Source organism: Haloarcula sp. K1 (assembly GCF_001647155.1).
Classification (GTDB): domain Archaea; phylum Halobacteriota; class Halobacteria; order Halobacteriales; family Haloarculaceae; genus Haloarcula; species Haloarcula hispanica.
The window spans coordinates 181,331-198,836 of record NZ_LRHL01000023.1 but is presented as its reverse complement, the minus strand read 5'-3'; the positions used below and the strand labels follow the sequence as shown (position 1 = coordinate 198,836).

Sequence of the window (17,506 nt, the reverse complement as noted above, 5' to 3'; positions counted from 1 at the left end):
GGAGAGCGTCACTGCGACGCAGTGAGTCCGGAACAAAACCTATAACAATCGGATGCCAACATCCCCCATGCGCGAGGCAAGTCGGACGACGCGCCAGCGCATCGCTGACCAACTACGCGACGAAGCGATGGCCGCCGGGACAATCGCGAACGAGTTCGAAATACAGACCAGCGACGCGCTCACGCACGTAGAGCATATTTCGAAATCCCTGGAATCGACCGACGAACAGCTCCTCGTCGCGCCGCCGGAGTGCGAGGAGTGCGGCTTCACGGACTTCGACGACCTGACAAACCGACCAAGCCGGTGTCCGGAGTGTAAATGCGAAGCGGTCTCAGAGCCGGCGTACCGGATCAGCTAACCGGTACGGAGTCCCGGAGAAGCCGATTCCAGCCGCTCAGTTCCCGGAGAAGCCGATGCGACCGCGCGAAGAGAGGTCGTGGTCGCCGGACGGCCCCTGGTTTTCGAACTCGTAGCGCTCGTCGGTCAGGTAGACGACGTCGTCCTCGGTGGTAATCGAAACTTCCTCCAGAACCGCTCCTTCGCAAGGGCCGTAGTTACACAGCCCCGAATCGGATTCGAACGTCGCCCCGTGTTTCTCACACACCAGTTCCCCATTCCGAACAGTCGCCCCACTGCCTTTGTCGAGTCGGACGTCTGTCCAGTGTGGACAGTAGTTCTCGAACGCGACGACCGCGTCGGACAACTCGACGATAATCGCCTCCTTCGTGTCGAAGCCGTCGCGAACAGTGAACAGAAAGGTTCCGTCAGCGGGCACCTCGTCCAGCGCGACGATACGGCTGTCCTCGTCCATACTACGCATCCGTACGGACGTAACCCGTTTCAAACCGCCGATCCCGGCGAGTAACCGCGTGAAGCGCCACGGGCTATTCAGACGGAAACGGCACCGTGCAGTAAGAAGCGAGGCCAGAGCGCGGCCAAAGCTCTCGTGAAGTGAGCGGCCAGCGGTCACTGGCCAGGCTGTCGATTCAGTGTCAACTGTTATCGGGGGACGCTGCGAACGCGACGCTATGGGAGATGTCGTCATTTACGGCTCGTACGGCTACACCGGCAACATCATCGCACAGGCGGCCATCGACCGGGGATTAGAGCCCGTACTGGCCGGCCGGAACCGGGACGAACTCTCGACGCAGGCGATCAAACTCGGCTGTGAGTCCGAAGTCGTCGGGCTGGATGAACCCAAAGTGCTCGACGTGCTGCTCGACGACGCCGACGCCGTCGTCCACTGCGCCGGCCCGTTCAGCCGGACGTGGGAGCCGATGGTCGAGGCCTGCCTGCGAACCGGGACGCACTACCTGGACATCACCGGGGAGCTCGACGTGTTTGAGGCCATCCACGAGCGGGACAGCGAAGCACGGGAGGCCGGGATCATGCTCCTGCCTGGTGTCGGTTTCGACGTGGTCCCGACGGACTGCCTCGCTGCACACCTCGCCGACCGGCTGCCCGACGCCGACACGCTGGCGCTGGCGTTTCACGCGGAGATGGGCGTCTCGAAGGGAACCGCGAAGACGATGGTCGAACACATCGACGCAGGCGGGGCGGTGCGCCGCGACGGCCGCATAGAGCGAGTGACCGTCGGGAGCGAATCGCGCGAGATAGACTTCGGCTGGGGACACGATGGGATGAACACCGTCTCGATCCCGTGGGGCGACGTGTCGACGGCGTACCACACCACCGGCATACCGAACGTGACCGTGTACATGTCGATGCCGCCGTCGGCGGCCCGACAGCAGCGATTTGCGGGGCTGTTCGCGCCCGTACTCGGTCTCCCGCCGGTGAAAGCCACGCTCAAGTGGTTTATCGAGCAGACGATCGAGGGACCCGACGCTGAAGAGCGCGCAAGTGTGCCCAGTTTCGTCTGGGGCGAAGCCAGAACTGACGACGGCGACCGCGTCGAGTCCCGACTGCGAGGGCCACACACCTACGACCTCACGGCGGCGACGGCGGTCGAAATCACCCAGCGGGTCATCGACGGCGACGCGCCCGCCGGGTTCCAGACGCCTGCCGGCGCGTACGGTCCCGACCTCATTCTCGCTGTCGACGGTGTCGAGCGCGAAGACGTGGTGTGAACGGACTACTTCGAGGTTGGTGAGAAAGTCGGGTATATATCACAAATAAAATAGGAGCGTCGAAGTGTGTCTTCCGGGAGCCGGAAACGCGGTAGAGATAGTGGCTCAGTCCCCGTATCATCGCTATATTACTGTTCAGGTGTGATTGACTTCCGATATGTAAAAAATCATATATACCAACTATTTATTGTGATGTAGAATCTCATCATCTTTTGCGGAAAAGCATGGTAGATAACATGAGACATACCTCGGAGAGCAAATGAATCGACCCCGAATTACCGGCAGTAAGCAGGCGTCTCGGCGAACCGTTCTGAAAGGAATCGGAGCGCTCGGTGCCGCAGTATTCGGCACCGCCGCCTCAGTCGGCAGTAGCGCGGCTGTCGGCGATAGCGCGGTGTACCAGTACTACCACACAGACTGGACAGAGATCACAGCGACGCTGGAAACAGTCGCACAACAGGGCTACGACGCGATTCAGGTCCCACCGGCCCAGCGGAGCCGCCTCGACCGGAGCCATCAGAACGGCGTCACCGACCCACCGCTTGGCTATCAGCCCGTCGACCTGACGGATTTCAACAGCGTGTTCGGCACAGAGGACGAGTACGAGGCGATGGTGCAGGAGGCCCACAATCAGGACCTCGACGTCGTCGCCGACGCGGTCATCAACCACATGGCCGCAAACGACGACTTCCGGGACGCGCCGGGCATTACGTTCGCGGACCTCCCCCGGTTCAGCGAACGCGACTTCCACCCGAAAGACGACATTAACTACGACAACCCGGAATCGGTCGAGGACGACTGGCTCGTCGGGCTGAAGGACCTGAAACAGGAGTCCGCGTACGTCCGCGGCGAGTTGCAGGCCTACGTCCAGAAGTACGCGGACCTCGGCGTCGACGGTATTCGCTGGGACGCCGCCAAACACGTCCCCGAGTCGTTTTTCGCCGACTACGCGAACCAGTGGGCCGACGACCTCGATCTCTGGACAGTGGGTGAGGTGCTCGACGGCGATATCGGCGTCTGCCAAGGGTACGCCGACACGGGGATGTCCGTCACCGACTACCCGCTCTATTACACGATGAAAGAGGAGGCGTTCCACAGCGACGGCAACATGCAGGCGCTCGACGGCGCCGGCATGGTGAATCAGTCGCCGTTCCAGGCGTTTACGTTCGTTTCAAACCACGACAGCGGGCCGCCGGACTACGAGAAACTCGCGTACGCCTACATCCTCACGTACGAGGGGTATCCACGCGTGTACAGCAACCGTATCAGCGTCGACGACGACGATATCCGGAACCTCCTCTGGATCCGGAACAACCTCGCGAGCGGCGGCTCACAGACCCGCCACGTCGACCAGGACCTGTACGTCTACGAGCGAGAGGGGAACCTCCTCGTCGGCCTGAACCGTGCGAGCGGCCAGCGGAGCAAGTGGGTCCCCACGAGCTGGACGAACCAGACACTCAACGATTACAGCGGCAACGCGGGCAATATCTCGACCAACGGCGATAGTTGGGTCCAGATCACCGTTCCCGCGACAAGTTGGGTCTGCTACGCACCCGAGTAGGCAGCCGGACGCGGACACCAGTCAGCTGGCACGCCAGCGACCCGCGCTGGCTCGCTTTCCACTACCTTCAGCGCGATCAGTAGTGCCGCTCCTCGATTCGCTCGTCGAACAACCGCTGAAGGAGCTTCGTCATCGGCCCGCTCCCCACGGAGATACCGTCGACGGTCGAAACGGGGCGGATCTCCCACGTCGAGTTGGTGAGAAACGCCTCGTCGGCGTCACGCAGGGCATCGAGCGAGTAGTGGCCGGTCTCGACGGGGAACTCCTCGCCGCGGGCGATGTCCATTACCACGTCGCGGGTGACCCCCGGCAGTAGGTCCAGATCCGTACTCGGCGTCCGGAGGCCGTTGTCCGTGACGAAAAAGAGGTTGCTCGTCGCTCCCTCGGCCAGATTACCGTCCATGTCTCGGATGAGACAGTCGTCGGCGGGCTCGCCGCCAGCGGCGGCCTTTCGGAGTTCGAGCCGGCCGAGAATCCCGTTGAGGTAGTTGTGCGTCTTCGCGTCCGCCGGGACGGCCTCGCTCGGAATCCGCCGGGTCCGGACCGTCTGGACCGACGCCGGCTCGTCCCAGACGCACTCGCCGTTGAGCCCGCCCCTCGGGAGCCCCTTGCAGATGACGACGACCGTCGGGTCGACATCGCCCCCCGGCGTGAGCTTCCCGGGCTGGACGCCCCGCGTGACCGACAGCCGGACGTACGCCTCGTCGAGGTCGTTGGCCGCGAGCGTCTCGTCGACGCGCTCCCGGAGGTCACCAGGCACGGCGTCGGCAAACCCCAGCGTCTCGGCCGTCCGCTGGAGGCGCTCGCGGTGGGCGTCCCACCGGAACGGCTCGCCGCCGTAGGCCCGGAGCGTTTCGAACGCCGCGTCGCCGTACATGAACCCGCGGTCGCGCACTGACACCGTCGCCTCGTCTTCGGGGACGAGGTCGCCGTCTACGTGGTATTGCATAGCAGGCAGAAGTTCTCGATCATGGTCTTGCCGTGGTCGGTCAGAATGCTTTCGGGATGGAACTGGACGCCGATGTGCGGGCGGTCGCTGTGGCGGACGCCCATGACGACCTGGGACTCGTCCGTGCCGTCGGCGGTGGCAGGTTCGGACGAGTCTGGCGTCTCTGTGGCTCCGTCGGCATCGTCGTGGCCAACAGTGTACGCCGTCTCGGTCAGCACGTCGGGAAGGTCCTCGCGGTCGACCGCGAGCGAGTGGTACCGACCCACCTCGACGGGGTCCGGCAGGTCTTCGAACACGCCTGTTCCGTCGTGGGTAACCGACGACGATTTGCCGTGGACGACCGCCTCGGCGTGGCCGACTGGCGCGCCGTTGGCCGCACACAGCGCCTGATGACCGAGACAGACGCCCAGCGTCGGGTAGTCCAGCTCCTCGAAGATCGGCATCGAGACGCCCGCCTCTTCGGGCGTCCCTGGCCCCGGCGAGACGACGATGCCGTCGGGGTCCAGTTCGCGGATGCCCTCGACGTCGATGGCGTCGTTGCGCCGGACGATGACGTCGTCCTCAGTCCCGCCGAGTCGGAGGACCACCTCGCCGACGTACTGGACGAGGTTGTACGCGAACGAGTCGTAGTTGTCGATGACCAGCACGGTCGGAGCCAGCGAGTCCGCCGTCGGGCCACCCGCGGCGTTGGTGTCGCTATCGTCGCTGCCGTCGCTACCACGGGAGCCGCTCATTGCTGGTCCTCCATCGCCAGGTCGACGCGTCTCCCCAGCGCTTCGTCGACGGCGTTGACCAGCGCACGGCCCTTGTCAAGCGTCTCCTGATACTCGCTGTCCGGGTCCGAATCGTGAACGATGCCCGCGCCGACGCGGAGGTGGTACTCCTCGGCGTACCGGACCAAGGTCCTGATGACGATGTTCAGCGTCGCCCGGCCGTCGAAGCCGAACAGGCCGATGGAGCCGGTGTACGGTCCTCGTCGCGTGGCCTCGACCTCGTCGATAATCTCCATCGTCCGGGGTTTCGGCGCGCCGGTGATGGTGCCGCCGGGGAACACCGCGGCGATGGCGTCCTGCAGGGACGCGCCGTCACGGAGTCGGCCCTCGACGACCGAGACGAGGTGCATTACCTCGGAGTAGCGGTCGACGCGGCGGTAGTCAGACACTTCCACGCTCCCGAATTTGCTCACTTTCCCCAGGTCGTTGCGCTCCAGATCGACGAGCATCGCGTGTTCGGCCCGCTCCTTCCCGTCGTCGAGCAGGTCCGCTTCCAGTCGGTCGTCAGCGTCGGGCGTCTCGCCCCGCGGGCGGGTGCCAGCGATGGGTTCGGTCTCGATACGGTCGCCGTCGCGGTGCAAGAGGAGTTCCGGGCTGGCGCTGACGAGGTCAACGCCAGGGAACTCAAGCAGGGCAGAGTACGGTGCGGGGTTCACAGTTCGAAGCGCGTCGAACGCCTCGACGGGATGGACTGCGGCGGGTGCGCGGAGACGCTGTGAGACGTTCGCCTGAAACGTGTCGCCGTCGCGGATGTACTGCTTGACCGTTTGGACTCGGTCAGCAAATGACTCGCGCGTGCAGTCACTCTCGAAGGTTGCTTCATCGGTCTCGACCGGCGGATCCTCGACACTGGGGTCGCCCTGTGCCGCTGCCCGCGCCAAGTCCAGCGCGTGCTGCTTGCCGAACTCGTAGGCCAGTTCGGGCGTCTCAAAGTCGTCGACCCGCGGGCAGGCTGTCACGCGCAGCGTCACCGACTCACCGCGGGGTTCCTCCCAAGCGGCGAAGCGGTCGTAGCGGGCCACCTGCAGGTTTGGGAGCGCGCGGTCGGCATCGGCGCTGTCGGGCAGTGACTCCAGTTCCCGCGCCACGTCGTAGGAGAGCCATCCAACGGCTCCGCAGGGATACGGCACGTCGCAGTCACCACGGACCAGCCGCTCGCCGTCGAGAAACTCAGTCAGTGCGGCGAGGGTCCCGCCAGCTCGGGGGTCGACCTCGCGGAAGTCCGCCGGAGCGGTCCCGAAGTAACCCCACCCCGACTGGCCGCCGGTCGTCGCCAGATACACGCCGCCAGTTTCGTCGCGCGCCCGACGATAGGCGAGAAACGGGTCATCGACGTCCACTCGAACCTCGACAGGGACGCGCGCCGCTGGATGCGCGTCGGCCGCAAGGTCGGTGAACGTGGTCCGGTCGGTTTCGACCGATTGCATTACCGAACGAAAACAGTGCGGCGACTAATTCCCTTGCGGTTCGGCGCAAAAAGACGGAACGTCAACGGTTTCAGAAGTCTTCGGCCCGCTCGATCCAGCCCGAAACGCGGCTCTCTGAGAGGTCGGTGTCTGCGGCGATGTCCGCTGCATCCGCAGCGGCCAGTTCGCCCACCGTCTCGATACCGATATCGGCGAGTCGGTCGGCGTAGGCGGGACCGATACCCTTTATTTCCGTGACTGGGGCAGTACTTTCCTCGTCCTCAGTCTCGGCATCAGCCTCGGCCGGTTCTTCGTCAGCGGTGGCCTCCGAGTCGCTGGCTTCGTCGTCGACCACTGGTTCTTGCTCGGACCCTGCTGGAGAAGCATCGGTCGCAGATGTCGATTCGTCGTCGGTCGCAGTCGGTGACGCCGCAGTCTCCGACTCGGCCGTCTGAGCAGATGTTGCACTCCCATCCCCTGATTCAGTCCCGGCCCCGTCCGCGGTATCGGATGTGTGGGTCTCGGTAGTCGTCGCGGTGTTCGTCCCCTTCACAGCGTCTTCGTCTTCAGTAGAAGGCTCTCGCTCGACGGTCACGTCCACGTCGCGATTGGTTCCCGACGTGGATGACCCAGTCCCGTCAAGCCCGAGGGCAGATTTCAATTTCTGAAGCAGACCCATACATGAACGTATTTATCCCCAACACAAATCTCTTGCTGGTGACCGCTCCGTTACAAGTGTTCGCGCAATCGGCCGTTCATCCTGTCTACAGGTGCGTCCTCGCCAGTCCAGCGTTCAAACGCTTCAACCCCCTGATACAGGAGCATCCACGCGCCGTCAACTGTCGTCGCGCCAGCGGCTGCCGCGTCCTGTAGCAGACGAGTCTCTATCGGCGTGTACACCGCATCGAGCACCGCGAGGTCGCCGTGCAGCGCGTCAGCGGGGACCGGCGTCTCGTCTTCCTCCATGCCGACGCTGGTGCAGTTGACGAGGATGTCGGCGTCTGCGAGCAGGTCAGCGAGCGAATCGAGGCCGTGGCCCGTCGCGTCCGGGACGTCCTCGGCCAGCGCGTGCGCCTTAGATTCGGTTCGGTTTGCTATCCGCACCGACAGCCCCTCGTCGGCGAGGCCGAACGCGACTGCGCGTCCCGCGCCGCCGGCCCCGACGACGACAGCAGTGCCGGACAGCGAGACGTCGTGGTGTGCCAGTGCTCGGACCGCGCCGACCGCGTCGGTGTTGTAGCCCGTCGGCGTCCCACCGGTGAAATCGACGGTGTTGACCGCGCCGATGCGCTCGGCGAGCGGTGCGGGGTCAACGGCGTCTAGCACGTCCTGCTTGAACGGGATTGTGACGTTGAGGCCGTCGACTCCGAGCGTCTCTGCCGCTTCGATGGCTTCGGCACCAGCATCCGCTGGTGGTTCAAACGTGACGTAGCGTGCATCAAGTCCCAGTGCCTCGTAGCCCGCCTCGTGCATCGGGGGCGACAGCGAGTGCCCGACCGGGTTGCCGATGAGTCCGTAAACGTCCATACCAACGCCAGCGCGCCCCGGTCGTATGAACGCCACGCTCTGTGGGAAGCACGGTCTGCAGCCGACACTTTCGCAAGCTTTTCAGCCAGACCCAGCCACACTTCCGACAGTGAGTCGTTTTCGCCATCCACTGATGCAAGTCGCAGTCGCGCTGGCCCTGACTGTCGGCTGGATTTACCTATTTATCTCCGGCATTGAGGTCGGGAACGTGACCACCGTCGCGGTCAGTGGGCTCGCCGTCCTCGGGGCGTCGTTCCTCTTGGCCTGGGGCGCTGAAACCGCCGAGAAAGACGTACCGAGGGCGTTCGCTATCGCCGTCCTCGCCATTCTCGCCGTGGCTCCCGAGTACGCCGTTGACGCGCTGTACGCCTGGAACGCCGGGGCTGGTGGGGCGACGACGGAGGCCTGTCGCCAGTTCACGGCGGCAGAAATCGAGTCCGCAAGCGGGGGGCTCGCTCGCGCCTGTCACGACGCGAACCTCGCGATTGCGAACATGACCGGCGCGAACCGCATCCTCATCGGTATCGGCTGGGCGGGTATCGCCGTGTTCACCGTCTGGCGCGCCGCAAAGACACGGGACCCCGCAGTCACGAAACGCGACGGCTTCCTGAAAGACGCCGTCCAGCTGGACACCGACATCGCAACCGAGATCTCCTTCCTCTTTCTGGCGACGCTGTGGGCGTTTCTTGTCCCTCTCGGCGGCGGTATCGGTATCTTCGATACGCTGTTTCTGGTGGGCCTCTACGTCGCGTACATCGGCCTCGTGCTCAAGTCCGATATCGAACACAGCGAGCACACCGTCGGCGTCCCAAAGTACTTCCAGGAGTGGTCGCTGCCGTGGCGGCCACTCGTCGTCTTGGCGTTGTTTGGCTACTCCGGCGCAATGATTTTCACCGCGGTTGAGCCGTTCGCCCACGGTCTCGAAGAGATCGGTGTCGCGAACGGGATTCCCGAGTTCTTCATGATCCAGTGGGTCGCCCCGCTGGCCAGTGAGTCACCTGAGCTCATTGTCGTCGCCGTGCTGGTCAACAAGGCCCGCTCGACGGCGGGGTTCAACGCCCTCATTTCCTCGAAACTCAATCAGTGGACGCTGCTCATCGGGACTATTGCGGTGGTGTACTCCATCGCACTCGGCGGGTACGGCGTCCTGCCGTTCGACGCCAGACAGGGCGCGGAGATCTGGATTACAGCGGCCCAGTCCTTCTTTGCGCTCGCCATTCTGGTCAACTTCGAGATCAGTATCCGGGAAGCAATCGGGCTGTTCGCGCTGTTCATCTCGCAGGTGGTTCTGGAGTTCGCCATCATCAGGGACCTTCTCGCTCTGCCGATATCGAGTCACGACCTTCTGCTGGCGTATACAGGGCTGTACGTCCTCCTCGGGGTCGGACTGTTCGTCCAGCGCCGCGAAGCGCTGAAACACCTGCTTGGGCTGGCCGGTGACGCCGTCCGGTCCGCGGTGGGTCGTGAACCGGTCCATCTGGAGAACGCCGATTGATGCTCGGAATCGTTGTCTCACACGCCGACGCGGCATCGATGCACATCGGAGAGCACCTGCGCTCATTGCGGGACTGGGAAACGAGCGGCGACGAAACGCGGCCCGACGACGAAGGCGGCGGTACGGTGTACCAGATTGACAGCGTGGAACTCCGCGAGTTCGAGGCGTTACATCTGGACATCGAAAACGTCGCGGCAGCGTTCGACGATCCGGACCTGCTGGTGTTCGCCTCAAAACACGCCGGCGAGACGGACGAGCTCCTGACGGCCCACCATACCGGAAACTTCGGTGTCGCGGAGTACGGCGGCGAAGACGGGCAGTTCGCCCGCGCCTGTCCCGGGGCTCACAAGGCCGTGGTGTCGGCACTCCAGCGCCACGCTCCGCCGGACTACGAAGTCGGGATGGAGTGTACGCACCACGGCCCGACAGCAGTCGGTGTCCCGTCGATGTTTGTCGAGGTCGGCAGTGCGGAGCCACAGTGGGAGGACCCCGACGCCGCCGAAGCCGCCGCCAGGGCGATACTGGACCTCGCCGACGAGCCGGCCGACAAGCCGCGGGAAAACGGGACGCGCCGCCACCTCCTCGGCGTCGGCGGCGGCCACTACGCCCCGCGGTTCGAGCGGGTCGTCCGCGAGACGGACTGGGCGGTCGGCCACATCGCCGCCAACTGGTCGTTGGACGCGCTGGCGGAGTGGGCCGTCAGCGACGCGGAGCGCGACACAGTGCTCGACCGCGCCTTCCGGGCCAGCGCGGCCGACTACGCTCTCATGGAGGGCGACCGGCCGGACCTCACGGCCGCCATCGAGTCGCTGGGCTACCGCGTCGTCAGTGAGACGTTCGTTCGGGAGACGACCGGTGTCGACCTGGGCCTCGTCGAGACGCTGGAAGACGCTGTCCGGCCGGTCGACGATGGTCTCAGGTTCGGAGAGCTTGCGTCCGGGTACGACGGGGAATGGACCGTAATCGACCTCCCGAACGAGCTTATTTCCGACGTGCGCGGCGTCGATAGCGAGGCACTGCGTGAGACTATCGAACGCCAGTCCATCGCGTACGCGACCGAGCAAAACGGGACTGTCCTCACCGGACCGATTGTCTGTCCGGCGGCGACAGAAATAGAAGCGGTCGTCGAACCGCTGGTCGAAATCCTCGAACGGCGCTTCGACAGCGTCGACTGGACCGCGGACGAACTGGTCGCCCGGGAGACGGCGTTCGACCCGGACCTCGCACGAACGGCCGGTATCCCCGAAGGGCCCAAGTTCGGGAAACTCGCCTCGGGCCAATCCGTCGAAATCGACGGCGAAGAGATTGACCCGGAGCGGTTCCAGCGCGAGCGTATACGTCGATATACGCTGTGAACACTGGCGCGTCAGCCGGTAAAACTATGACTCAACACGTCAGACGTGCGTCAGACGTAGGGGGAAAACTAATAACTGTTCGTCTGCAAGGGGGTTTTAAATTATGGATTCGATAATTGACGACGCTATCGACGAGGCAGAACAAGACGGGGAGGACGCGGCTGGCGGAACTGTCGACGAAACGACATCGACGCCGTCTCAAGACATGTCCACGTCCGGGACGATGTCCGACGAGGAACTGGCAAGCGTCGTCAAGGACCTGGAAACGAAGATCACGGTCGTCGGCTGTGGCGGTGCTGGCGGGAACACGGTCACCCGGATGATGGAGGAGGGCATCCACGGGGCCAAACTCGTCGCCGCAAACACCGACGCACAGCACCTCGCCGACGAGGTGGCCGCCGACACCAAGATTCTCATCGGCCGCAAGCGCACCGGCGGCCGCGGCGCGGGTTCGGTCCCGAAAATCGGCGAGGAGGCCGCCCAGGAGGACATCGAGGACATCCAGCAGTCTATCGACGGCTCAGACATGGTGTTCGTCACCGCAGGTCTCGGCGGCGGCACCGGCACCGGCGCGGCCCCGGTCGTCGCACAGGCCGCGCAGGAAGCCGGCGCACTCACCATTTCTATCGTCACGATTCCGTTTACCGCGGAGGGTGAACGCCGCCGTGCCAACGCCGACGCTGGCCTCGAACGACTCCGTTCGGTCTCCGATACGGTCATCGTCGTGCCGAACGACCGCCTGCTGGACTATGCGCCGTCGATGCCGCTGCAGGACGCGTTCAAGATTTGCGACCGTGTGCTGATGCGCTCGGTCAAGGGCATGACCGAACTGATCACCAAGCCCGGCCTCGTCAACGTGGACTTCGCCGACGTTCGGACCATCATGGAGAACGGCGGTGTCGCGATGATCGGCCTCGGCGAATCCGACTCCGAGAACAAGGCACAGGACTCCATCCGCTCGGCGCTCCGCTCGCCGCTACTTGACGTGGAGTTCGACGGTGCGAACTCCGCGCTCGTCAACGTCGTCGGCGGCCCCGACATGAGCATCGAGGAAGCCGAGGGCGTCGTCGAGGAGATCTACGACCGCATCGACCCCGACGCTCGCATCATCTGGGGCGCGTCGGTCAACAACGAGTTCGAGGGCAAGATGGAGACGATGATCGTCGTCACCGGCGTCGAGAGCCCGCAGATATACGGCCAGAGCGAGGCCGAACAGGAGAAGGCCGCCCAGCAACTCGGTGAAGACATCGACTACGTCGACTGAACTGCCTCGTTGTCTCAGTTTTCTGACTCTCCCTAGCTGCCAGTAAATGAATTTATCTCCACACGTTTGCTATCATAAATGATACTCTCGCCGAAAAGCGTTTATCCGGAAATTCTAACTCTCTTCGCATGTACTCAGATTCGAGGCGTAATGTTCTCAAAAAGTGTCTGGCCGTTGGGAGCTTGGGACTCTCATCCGGTTGTCTCGGTTCTCTGAGCGGAGGCAGTGACACTGTTCAGTTTGGTGCACTCCTCCCACTCAGTGGTGCGCTCGCCCCACTCGGACAACACGGCAAGCGCATGGTCGAGCAGGCAGCAAGCGACGTCAACGCCGCCGGTGGTATCGGCGGTAACGACGTCGAAGTGACCATTCTTGATACCGAGGCGAACGCCGAAACCGCGGTAGAGCAGTACGGATCACTCGTCGACCGTGGTGTCATCGGCTTCGTCGGCGGCCTCGTCAGTGATGCGTCGCTCGCTCTCGCTCCGGAAGCAGCCAGCGACGAAATCATGGAGGTCAGCCCCGCCAGTACTGCCCCGCAGCTATCGACTGCCGGCCGGGCCAACGGCCGGAAATACTTCGGCCGAACAGTGCCGAGCGACGGGACGCAAGCGGTGGTAATGGCGAAGGCCGTCGACGACCCGCTGTACATCGATGCGGACTCCGTCGCGTTACTGAGCATCGACAACTCCTTCGGTGCCGGACTGGCGGACGCACAGCGTGAGGCACTGAACGCCGATATCGTCGCCGATATCCGATATGACCCGTCGTCGGAATCGTTCGACGACACGCTCGCAGACGTGTTCCAGAACGACCCTGATGCCGTCAGCTTCACCAGCGTCTCCGGCCAGGAGCGCGGTATCCTTGATGCGTACAACCAGTCGGAGTACGACGTTCCATGGGTGCTGTCTGCGGGGATGTTCGGCGGTGACCTCCCGTCGTACTACGACGGGTTCTACAGCGCGTCGCTGTCCTCTGCGCGAACGCAGGCGTACTTCGAACTGGTCCGCCGGCTCCCGGATATCGATGATCCCCGAGCGTACTCGGTCAACGCGTACGACGCGCTGTTTTTGATGGCGTGTGCCGCCGAACAGGCCGGCGAAAGCAGCGGTCCGGCAATCGCCGAGACCATTCAGTCAGTCTCCGGCGGGTCTGGACACACTGTCTCTGTCGGCGACTTCGGTCGTGTTCGGTCACTCACTGAAGCAGGCCGGGCAGTGAATTACCAGGGTGCGTCCGGCAGCGTCGACCTGACGGCTGACCTCGAACCGCTGAGTTCGTACCTGATCGAGCGGGTCACTAACGGGTCAGTCGAGTCGCTGGAGCTATTGCAACCACAGTTCTTCAAATCGGGAGGGTCCCGATGAGTTCGCTCCCGAGCCGGCTGGTTCAGGCAACGGAGCGTGCGCTCCCTGACGTCATTCGGCGTCGGTACGCGGCGAAGTTCGGCGTCCTGTTGCTCGGCGTGGTCGTCTTGCTCGCACTCGGTGGGGCAGCCATCAACCTCGAAACGGGGGCGCTAGTTGAGTCACAGACAGAGGATCAAATCCGCGGTGTCGCGGAGTCCCAATCGAGTTCCGTCTCAACTTGGGTCTCGAACAAGCAGTCGACAGCGTCGTTTCTCGCGGCGTCTATCGGTGATCGGTCCGAGTCCACCTCTGACAGAGAACACCAGCGGTGGCTCGAACAGAAGCTCATTGGGTTACCGGGAGACGTCCGGGCGCTTCATTACGTCGACGCCGCTGACGGTACAGTCACCGCCAGCACCGACGACGAACTGAACGGCGTCGCACTGAGCAACGTCGACGATCCGTGGACCGACGCGAGTGGTGCAGTCGTCTCGTCGGGTCCGACGGGCACGTCCGAAGCGTACAAGAGCAGTAACGAATCGGTTATTGCGTTCGTCCAGCCTGTCTCCGGCAGCGACGAATACGTCGTGCTGACGGCGTCGCTCGAAGCGCGCTCCCACGAGTTCACGTCACCGTTTGCGACCGGCGACGTGAAGGTCGTCGGGTCGAACGGACAGATCATTCTCGACAACCGGAAGAGTTCGATTCTCGAAGAGTACGCGGCAACCGGGGACGCGACCGACACGAGCGTCGAAGCGGCACTGAACGGCGAAACCGGCTACAAGTCCGTCTCCGCCAGAACGGGCATGGAAGACGGGCAGTACGTGATGGCGTACACGCCGGTCACCGGCACTGAGTGGGCGTTGCTGTATCACGTCCCGCAGGACCGCGCGTTCGCCCTGCAGTCGGCTGTCTCCGAGAACATCGCGCTCCTCCTGGCGCTTGCCGTGGGGGCACTGTTCGTCGTCGGCGTGACAATCGGGCGCGGAACCGCGAACGCGCTCTCCCGCGTGGCCGAAAGCGCCGAGGACATCGCCGCCGGTGAGATCAACAGCACCCTCCCCGAGACCACGCGCGTCGACGAGATGGGGCAACTGTACGACTCATTCGCGTCGATGCAGGCGTACCTGACGACCGCTGCGAATCAGGCCGACGCGCTCGCTGACAAGCGGTTCGACGACCCGGCGCTCGACGAGAGCATCCCCGGTGAGTTCGGCGCGGCGCTGGAGGAGATGGGCGAGGACATCCAGACGTTGATTACCGACGTCGAAGCCGCCAGAGACGAGGCGGAGGCGGCGAAGGAAGACGCCGAGGCGATGGCGTCCGCCCTCGAAGCGAAGGCGGCCGAGTTCAGCGACGTGATGGACAAGTCGGCGGCCGGGGACCTCACCCAGCGGATGGCTACCGACAGCGATTACGACGCGATGGTCGATATCGCGGAGAGTTTCAACGAGATGATTGCAGAACTCGAACGGACAGTCAACCGCATCGAAGGATTCGCCGGCACTGTCGACAGTTCGACGGAGACGATCTCCGCGAGCGCACAGGAAGTGCGGTCGGCCAGCGAGTCGGTGAGCGAGTCGGTGCAACAGATCGCTGAAGGCGCTGACGAGCAAAACCGGAACATCCAGCAGGTGAGCGACGAGATGACCGACCTGTCGGCGACCGTCGAGGAAATCACCTCGTCGACCGACGAAGTCGCGTCGAAGTCCCAGCAGGCCGTCAACGACGGCGAGTCCGGCCGCGAATACGCCGAGCAGGCCGCCGCCGAAATCGAGGCGCTCGAACGGAAGTCCACTGAAGCTATCGAACAGGTGGAATCCCTCGCAGAGGAGATGGAGCGCATTGGCGAAGTCACGACGCTCATCGACGAAATCGCGGAACAGACGAATATGCTCGCGCTCAACGCGAACATCGAGGCTGCGCGGGCCGGCGAGGCGGGCGAAGGGTTCGCTGTCGTGGCCCGCGAGATCAAGACGCTCGCCGAGGAAACGCAGGAAGCGACGACTGATATCGAGTCGATGATCGACGACATTCGGTCCCGGACAGACACCACCGTCGAGGACATGCAGGAGATGGGTGAGAGCGTCGACACCGGGAAGAAAACGGTCGAAAACGCGACCGACTCGCTGACCAGTATCGTCCAGCAGGTCAACGAGGCAAACGACGGCGTGCAGGCTATCAGCGACGCGACCGACGAGCAGGCGGCCTCGATGGAAGAGGTCGTCTCGATGGCCGAGGAAGTCGGCTCGATCAGCGAGGAGACATCCGCAGAGGCCGAGAACGTCGCCGCGTCCGCCGAGGAACAGACGGCGTCGATCACGGAGGTCACCGAGAAGATACAGTCGCTCTCCAGTCAGGCGACCGACCTCAAGGACCTCATCGACCAGTTCGAAACCGGCGATGCCGGTGACGGTAGCGACCTGGGGACACACGGATCGGACGGGACTGCGTTGACCGACGACTAACCGAACGTTCGGGAACGCTCGTCCCGGTTATCGCCCCGTTCTGTCGGCTACTTTTTTCTGTGACGCTGTACAGCTCGCTCTGTGACGGGTTCGGACTCGTCGCCGCGCACCACAATATAGAAAAGCCACCAGTGGGTACGACCCGCTATGGACGTTCCATACGATCTCACCTCCTACATCCGCGTACTCAAATTGGCGAGTACGCCGTCGTGGGAGGAGTTCTCCCAGATCGCGAAAATCGCCGGCGCGGGCATCGCGCTGGTCGGACTGCTCGGGTTCATCATCTTCGCCGTGATGACCTTCATCCCTGGCAGCAAGCCGGTGTAAACCGATGGGAATCTACGCAGTCAAAACCACGGCCAGCCAGGAACGCACCGTCGCAGACATGATCATCTCCCGCGAGGAAGACGAGATCCACGCCGCGCTCGCGCCGGACTCGCTCACGAGCTACGTGATGGTCGAAGCGGACGATCACAACGTCTTCGACCGCATCCTCGACGAGATCCCCCACGCCAACGGCGTCGTGCAGGGGGAGTCCTCGATGGCGGAAGTCGAGCACTTCCTCTCGCCGAAACCGGACGTAGAAGGCATTGCGGAGGGCGACATCGTCGAACTCATCGCCGGCCCGTTCAAGGGCGAGAAGGCGCAGGTCCAGCGCATCGACGAGGGCAAGGACCAGGTCACCGTCGAACTGTACGAGGCAACGGTCCCGATTCCGGTCACCGTGCGTGGCGACCAGATTCGCGTTCTCGACTCCGAAGAGCGGTAGGCGAACGGGTCTCGTGCAATTCGAACGGATGCGTAGCGACCCGCAAGGGAGCAATCAAGCGTTTTCAGACTAGTTGGCAATCATTGTCGAGCAAAGTCAGGCACCGTCGTAAAACAGCGGTAGTTGCTACGCTTCGCCGCCTTCCAATCGGTCGATGACCTCGCTCATGTTGGCGGCGGCCTCAACGGATTCTTTTATCTGTTCACGACGGCGGACCTCGGCGGCGGAGGCGTCGTAGGCGCGAACGTACTCCGCGCGGGAGTGTTCGTCGAAGGCGTGCTTGATAGCGAAGTAGCCGTCGGGGACGACGGCACCGCAGACCTTGCACTCGATGCGGTCATGCTCAACCGACTGGTGGATGATAAGCTCCTCGACGCGGTCGAACTGTCTGTCGTCCCCTTCGATGTCGCACTCCCAGCGTGGCATTTGCTCAGTGGCAGGCGACGCGGGGTTAAAAACGTTGGCTGCCACCTGTCAGAAGTCTGTCTCTCAGACTGCCAAAA

Annotated in this window: 17 protein-coding genes; 10 read left to right on the top strand and 7 right to left on the bottom strand. The window is 63.6% G+C overall.

The features are described 5' to 3' along the window. The first annotated feature begins 67 nt into the window (after positions 1-67). Positions 68-358, top strand: coding sequence for a transcriptional regulator (locus AV929_RS08450; RefSeq protein WP_004592932.1), 291 nt, complete (start codon positions 68-70; stop codon positions 356-358). 36 nt (positions 359-394) lie between these two features. Here the strand turns inward: AV929_RS08450 and AV929_RS08445 are convergent, their stop codons facing one another. Then, positions 395-811, bottom strand: coding sequence for a Rieske 2Fe-2S domain-containing protein (locus AV929_RS08445; protein WP_050037982.1), 417 nt, complete (start codon positions 809-811; stop codon positions 395-397). A 217-nt stretch (positions 812-1,028) separates the two neighbouring features. On the opposite strand from AV929_RS08445, the gene AV929_RS08440 reads away from it, so the two are divergent. Continuing rightward, positions 1,029-2,087: a trans-acting enoyl reductase family protein gene (locus AV929_RS08440; RefSeq protein ID WP_064287988.1), complete on the top strand. Its 1,059-nt coding sequence runs from the start codon at positions 1,029-1,031 to the stop codon at positions 2,085-2,087. Positions 2,088-2,346: 259 nt separating this feature from the next. Further along, positions 2,347-3,648, top strand: a complete 1,302-nt coding sequence (locus AV929_RS08435) for an alpha-amylase domain-containing protein (protein WP_064287987.1) — start codon at positions 2,347-2,349, stop codon at positions 3,646-3,648. 76 nt (positions 3,649-3,724) lie between these two features. Here the strand turns inward: AV929_RS08435 and AV929_RS08430 are convergent, their stop codons facing one another. From AV929_RS08430 to AV929_RS08410, 5 genes are all read right to left on the bottom strand, one after another. After that, positions 3,725-4,597 carry an aminotransferase class IV gene (locus tag AV929_RS08430; protein WP_064287986.1) on the bottom strand — a complete coding sequence of 291 codons (873 nt, stop codon included), beginning with the start codon at positions 4,595-4,597 and terminating at the stop codon, positions 3,725-3,727. Next, the gene (locus AV929_RS08425; RefSeq protein WP_064287985.1) at positions 4,582-5,331 is read right to left on the bottom strand and encodes an aminodeoxychorismate/anthranilate synthase component II; all 750 of its coding nucleotides are present in this window, start codon (positions 5,329-5,331) and stop codon (positions 4,582-4,584) included. Before AV929_RS08425 ends, AV929_RS08430 begins: the two co-directional genes overlap by 16 nt. Next, complete coding sequence (gene pabB / locus AV929_RS08420; RefSeq protein WP_064287984.1) at positions 5,328-6,797, bottom strand: aminodeoxychorismate synthase, component I; 1,470 nt, start codon at positions 6,795-6,797, stop codon at positions 5,328-5,330. The genes AV929_RS08425 and pabB overlap by 4 nt, the downstream gene beginning before the upstream one ends. A gap of 70 nt (positions 6,798-6,867) precedes the next feature. Further along, positions 6,868-7,455: a helix-hairpin-helix domain-containing protein gene (locus tag AV929_RS08415; protein WP_050037978.1), complete on the bottom strand. Its 588-nt coding sequence runs from the start codon at positions 7,453-7,455 to the stop codon at positions 6,868-6,870. Positions 7,456-7,505: 50 nt separating this feature from the next. Continuing rightward, a complete protein-coding gene (locus tag AV929_RS08410; protein ID WP_050007128.1) occupies positions 7,506-8,303 on the bottom strand; it encodes a shikimate dehydrogenase in 798 nt (265 codons plus the stop codon). Positions 8,304-8,436: 133 nt separating this feature from the next. Between AV929_RS08410 and AV929_RS08405 the strand changes: the two genes are divergently transcribed. The 7 genes from AV929_RS08405 (at position 8,437) to AV929_RS08375 (ending at position 17,003) form a co-directional block, all read left to right on the top strand. After that, a complete protein-coding gene (locus tag AV929_RS08405) occupies positions 8,437-9,798 on the top strand; it encodes a sodium:calcium antiporter (RefSeq protein WP_007190461.1) in 1,362 nt (453 codons plus the stop codon). Next, the gene (locus AV929_RS08400) at positions 9,798-11,153 is read left to right on the top strand and encodes a D-aminoacyl-tRNA deacylase (protein WP_064287983.1); all 1,356 of its coding nucleotides are present in this window, start codon (positions 9,798-9,800) and stop codon (positions 11,151-11,153) included. The genes AV929_RS08405 and AV929_RS08400 overlap by 1 nt, the downstream gene beginning before the upstream one ends. A 103-nt stretch (positions 11,154-11,256) precedes the next feature. Continuing rightward, positions 11,257-12,417, top strand: coding sequence for a cell division protein FtsZ (gene ftsZ / locus AV929_RS08395; RefSeq protein WP_004592941.1), 1,161 nt, complete (start codon positions 11,257-11,259; stop codon positions 12,415-12,417). A 128-nt stretch (positions 12,418-12,545) separates the two neighbouring features. Next, positions 12,546-13,784 (top strand): ABC transporter substrate-binding protein, encoded by a 1,239-nt coding sequence (locus AV929_RS08390; protein WP_228841561.1) that lies wholly within the window; start codon positions 12,546-12,548, stop codon positions 13,782-13,784. Beyond that, positions 13,781-16,234, top strand: coding sequence for a methyl-accepting chemotaxis protein (locus tag AV929_RS08385; RefSeq protein ID WP_064287982.1), 2,454 nt, complete (start codon positions 13,781-13,783; stop codon positions 16,232-16,234). The genes AV929_RS08390 and AV929_RS08385 overlap by 4 nt, the downstream gene beginning before the upstream one ends. Positions 16,235-16,381: 147 nt before the next feature. Next, positions 16,382-16,561: a protein translocase SEC61 complex subunit gamma gene (locus AV929_RS08380; RefSeq protein ID WP_004592944.1), complete on the top strand. Its 180-nt coding sequence runs from the start codon at positions 16,382-16,384 to the stop codon at positions 16,559-16,561. A gap of 4 nt (positions 16,562-16,565) precedes the next feature. Beyond that, entirely contained in the window at positions 16,566-17,003 is a 438-nt protein-coding gene (locus AV929_RS08375) for a transcription elongation factor Spt5 (RefSeq protein ID WP_004516836.1), read from the top strand. Positions 17,004-17,129: 126 nt separating this feature from the next. On the opposite strand, the gene AV929_RS08370 is transcribed toward AV929_RS08375, so the two are convergent. After that, positions 17,130-17,429, bottom strand: coding sequence for a hypothetical protein (locus AV929_RS08370; RefSeq protein WP_004516837.1), 300 nt, complete (start codon positions 17,427-17,429; stop codon positions 17,130-17,132). Positions 17,430-17,506: the final 77 nt, after the last annotated feature.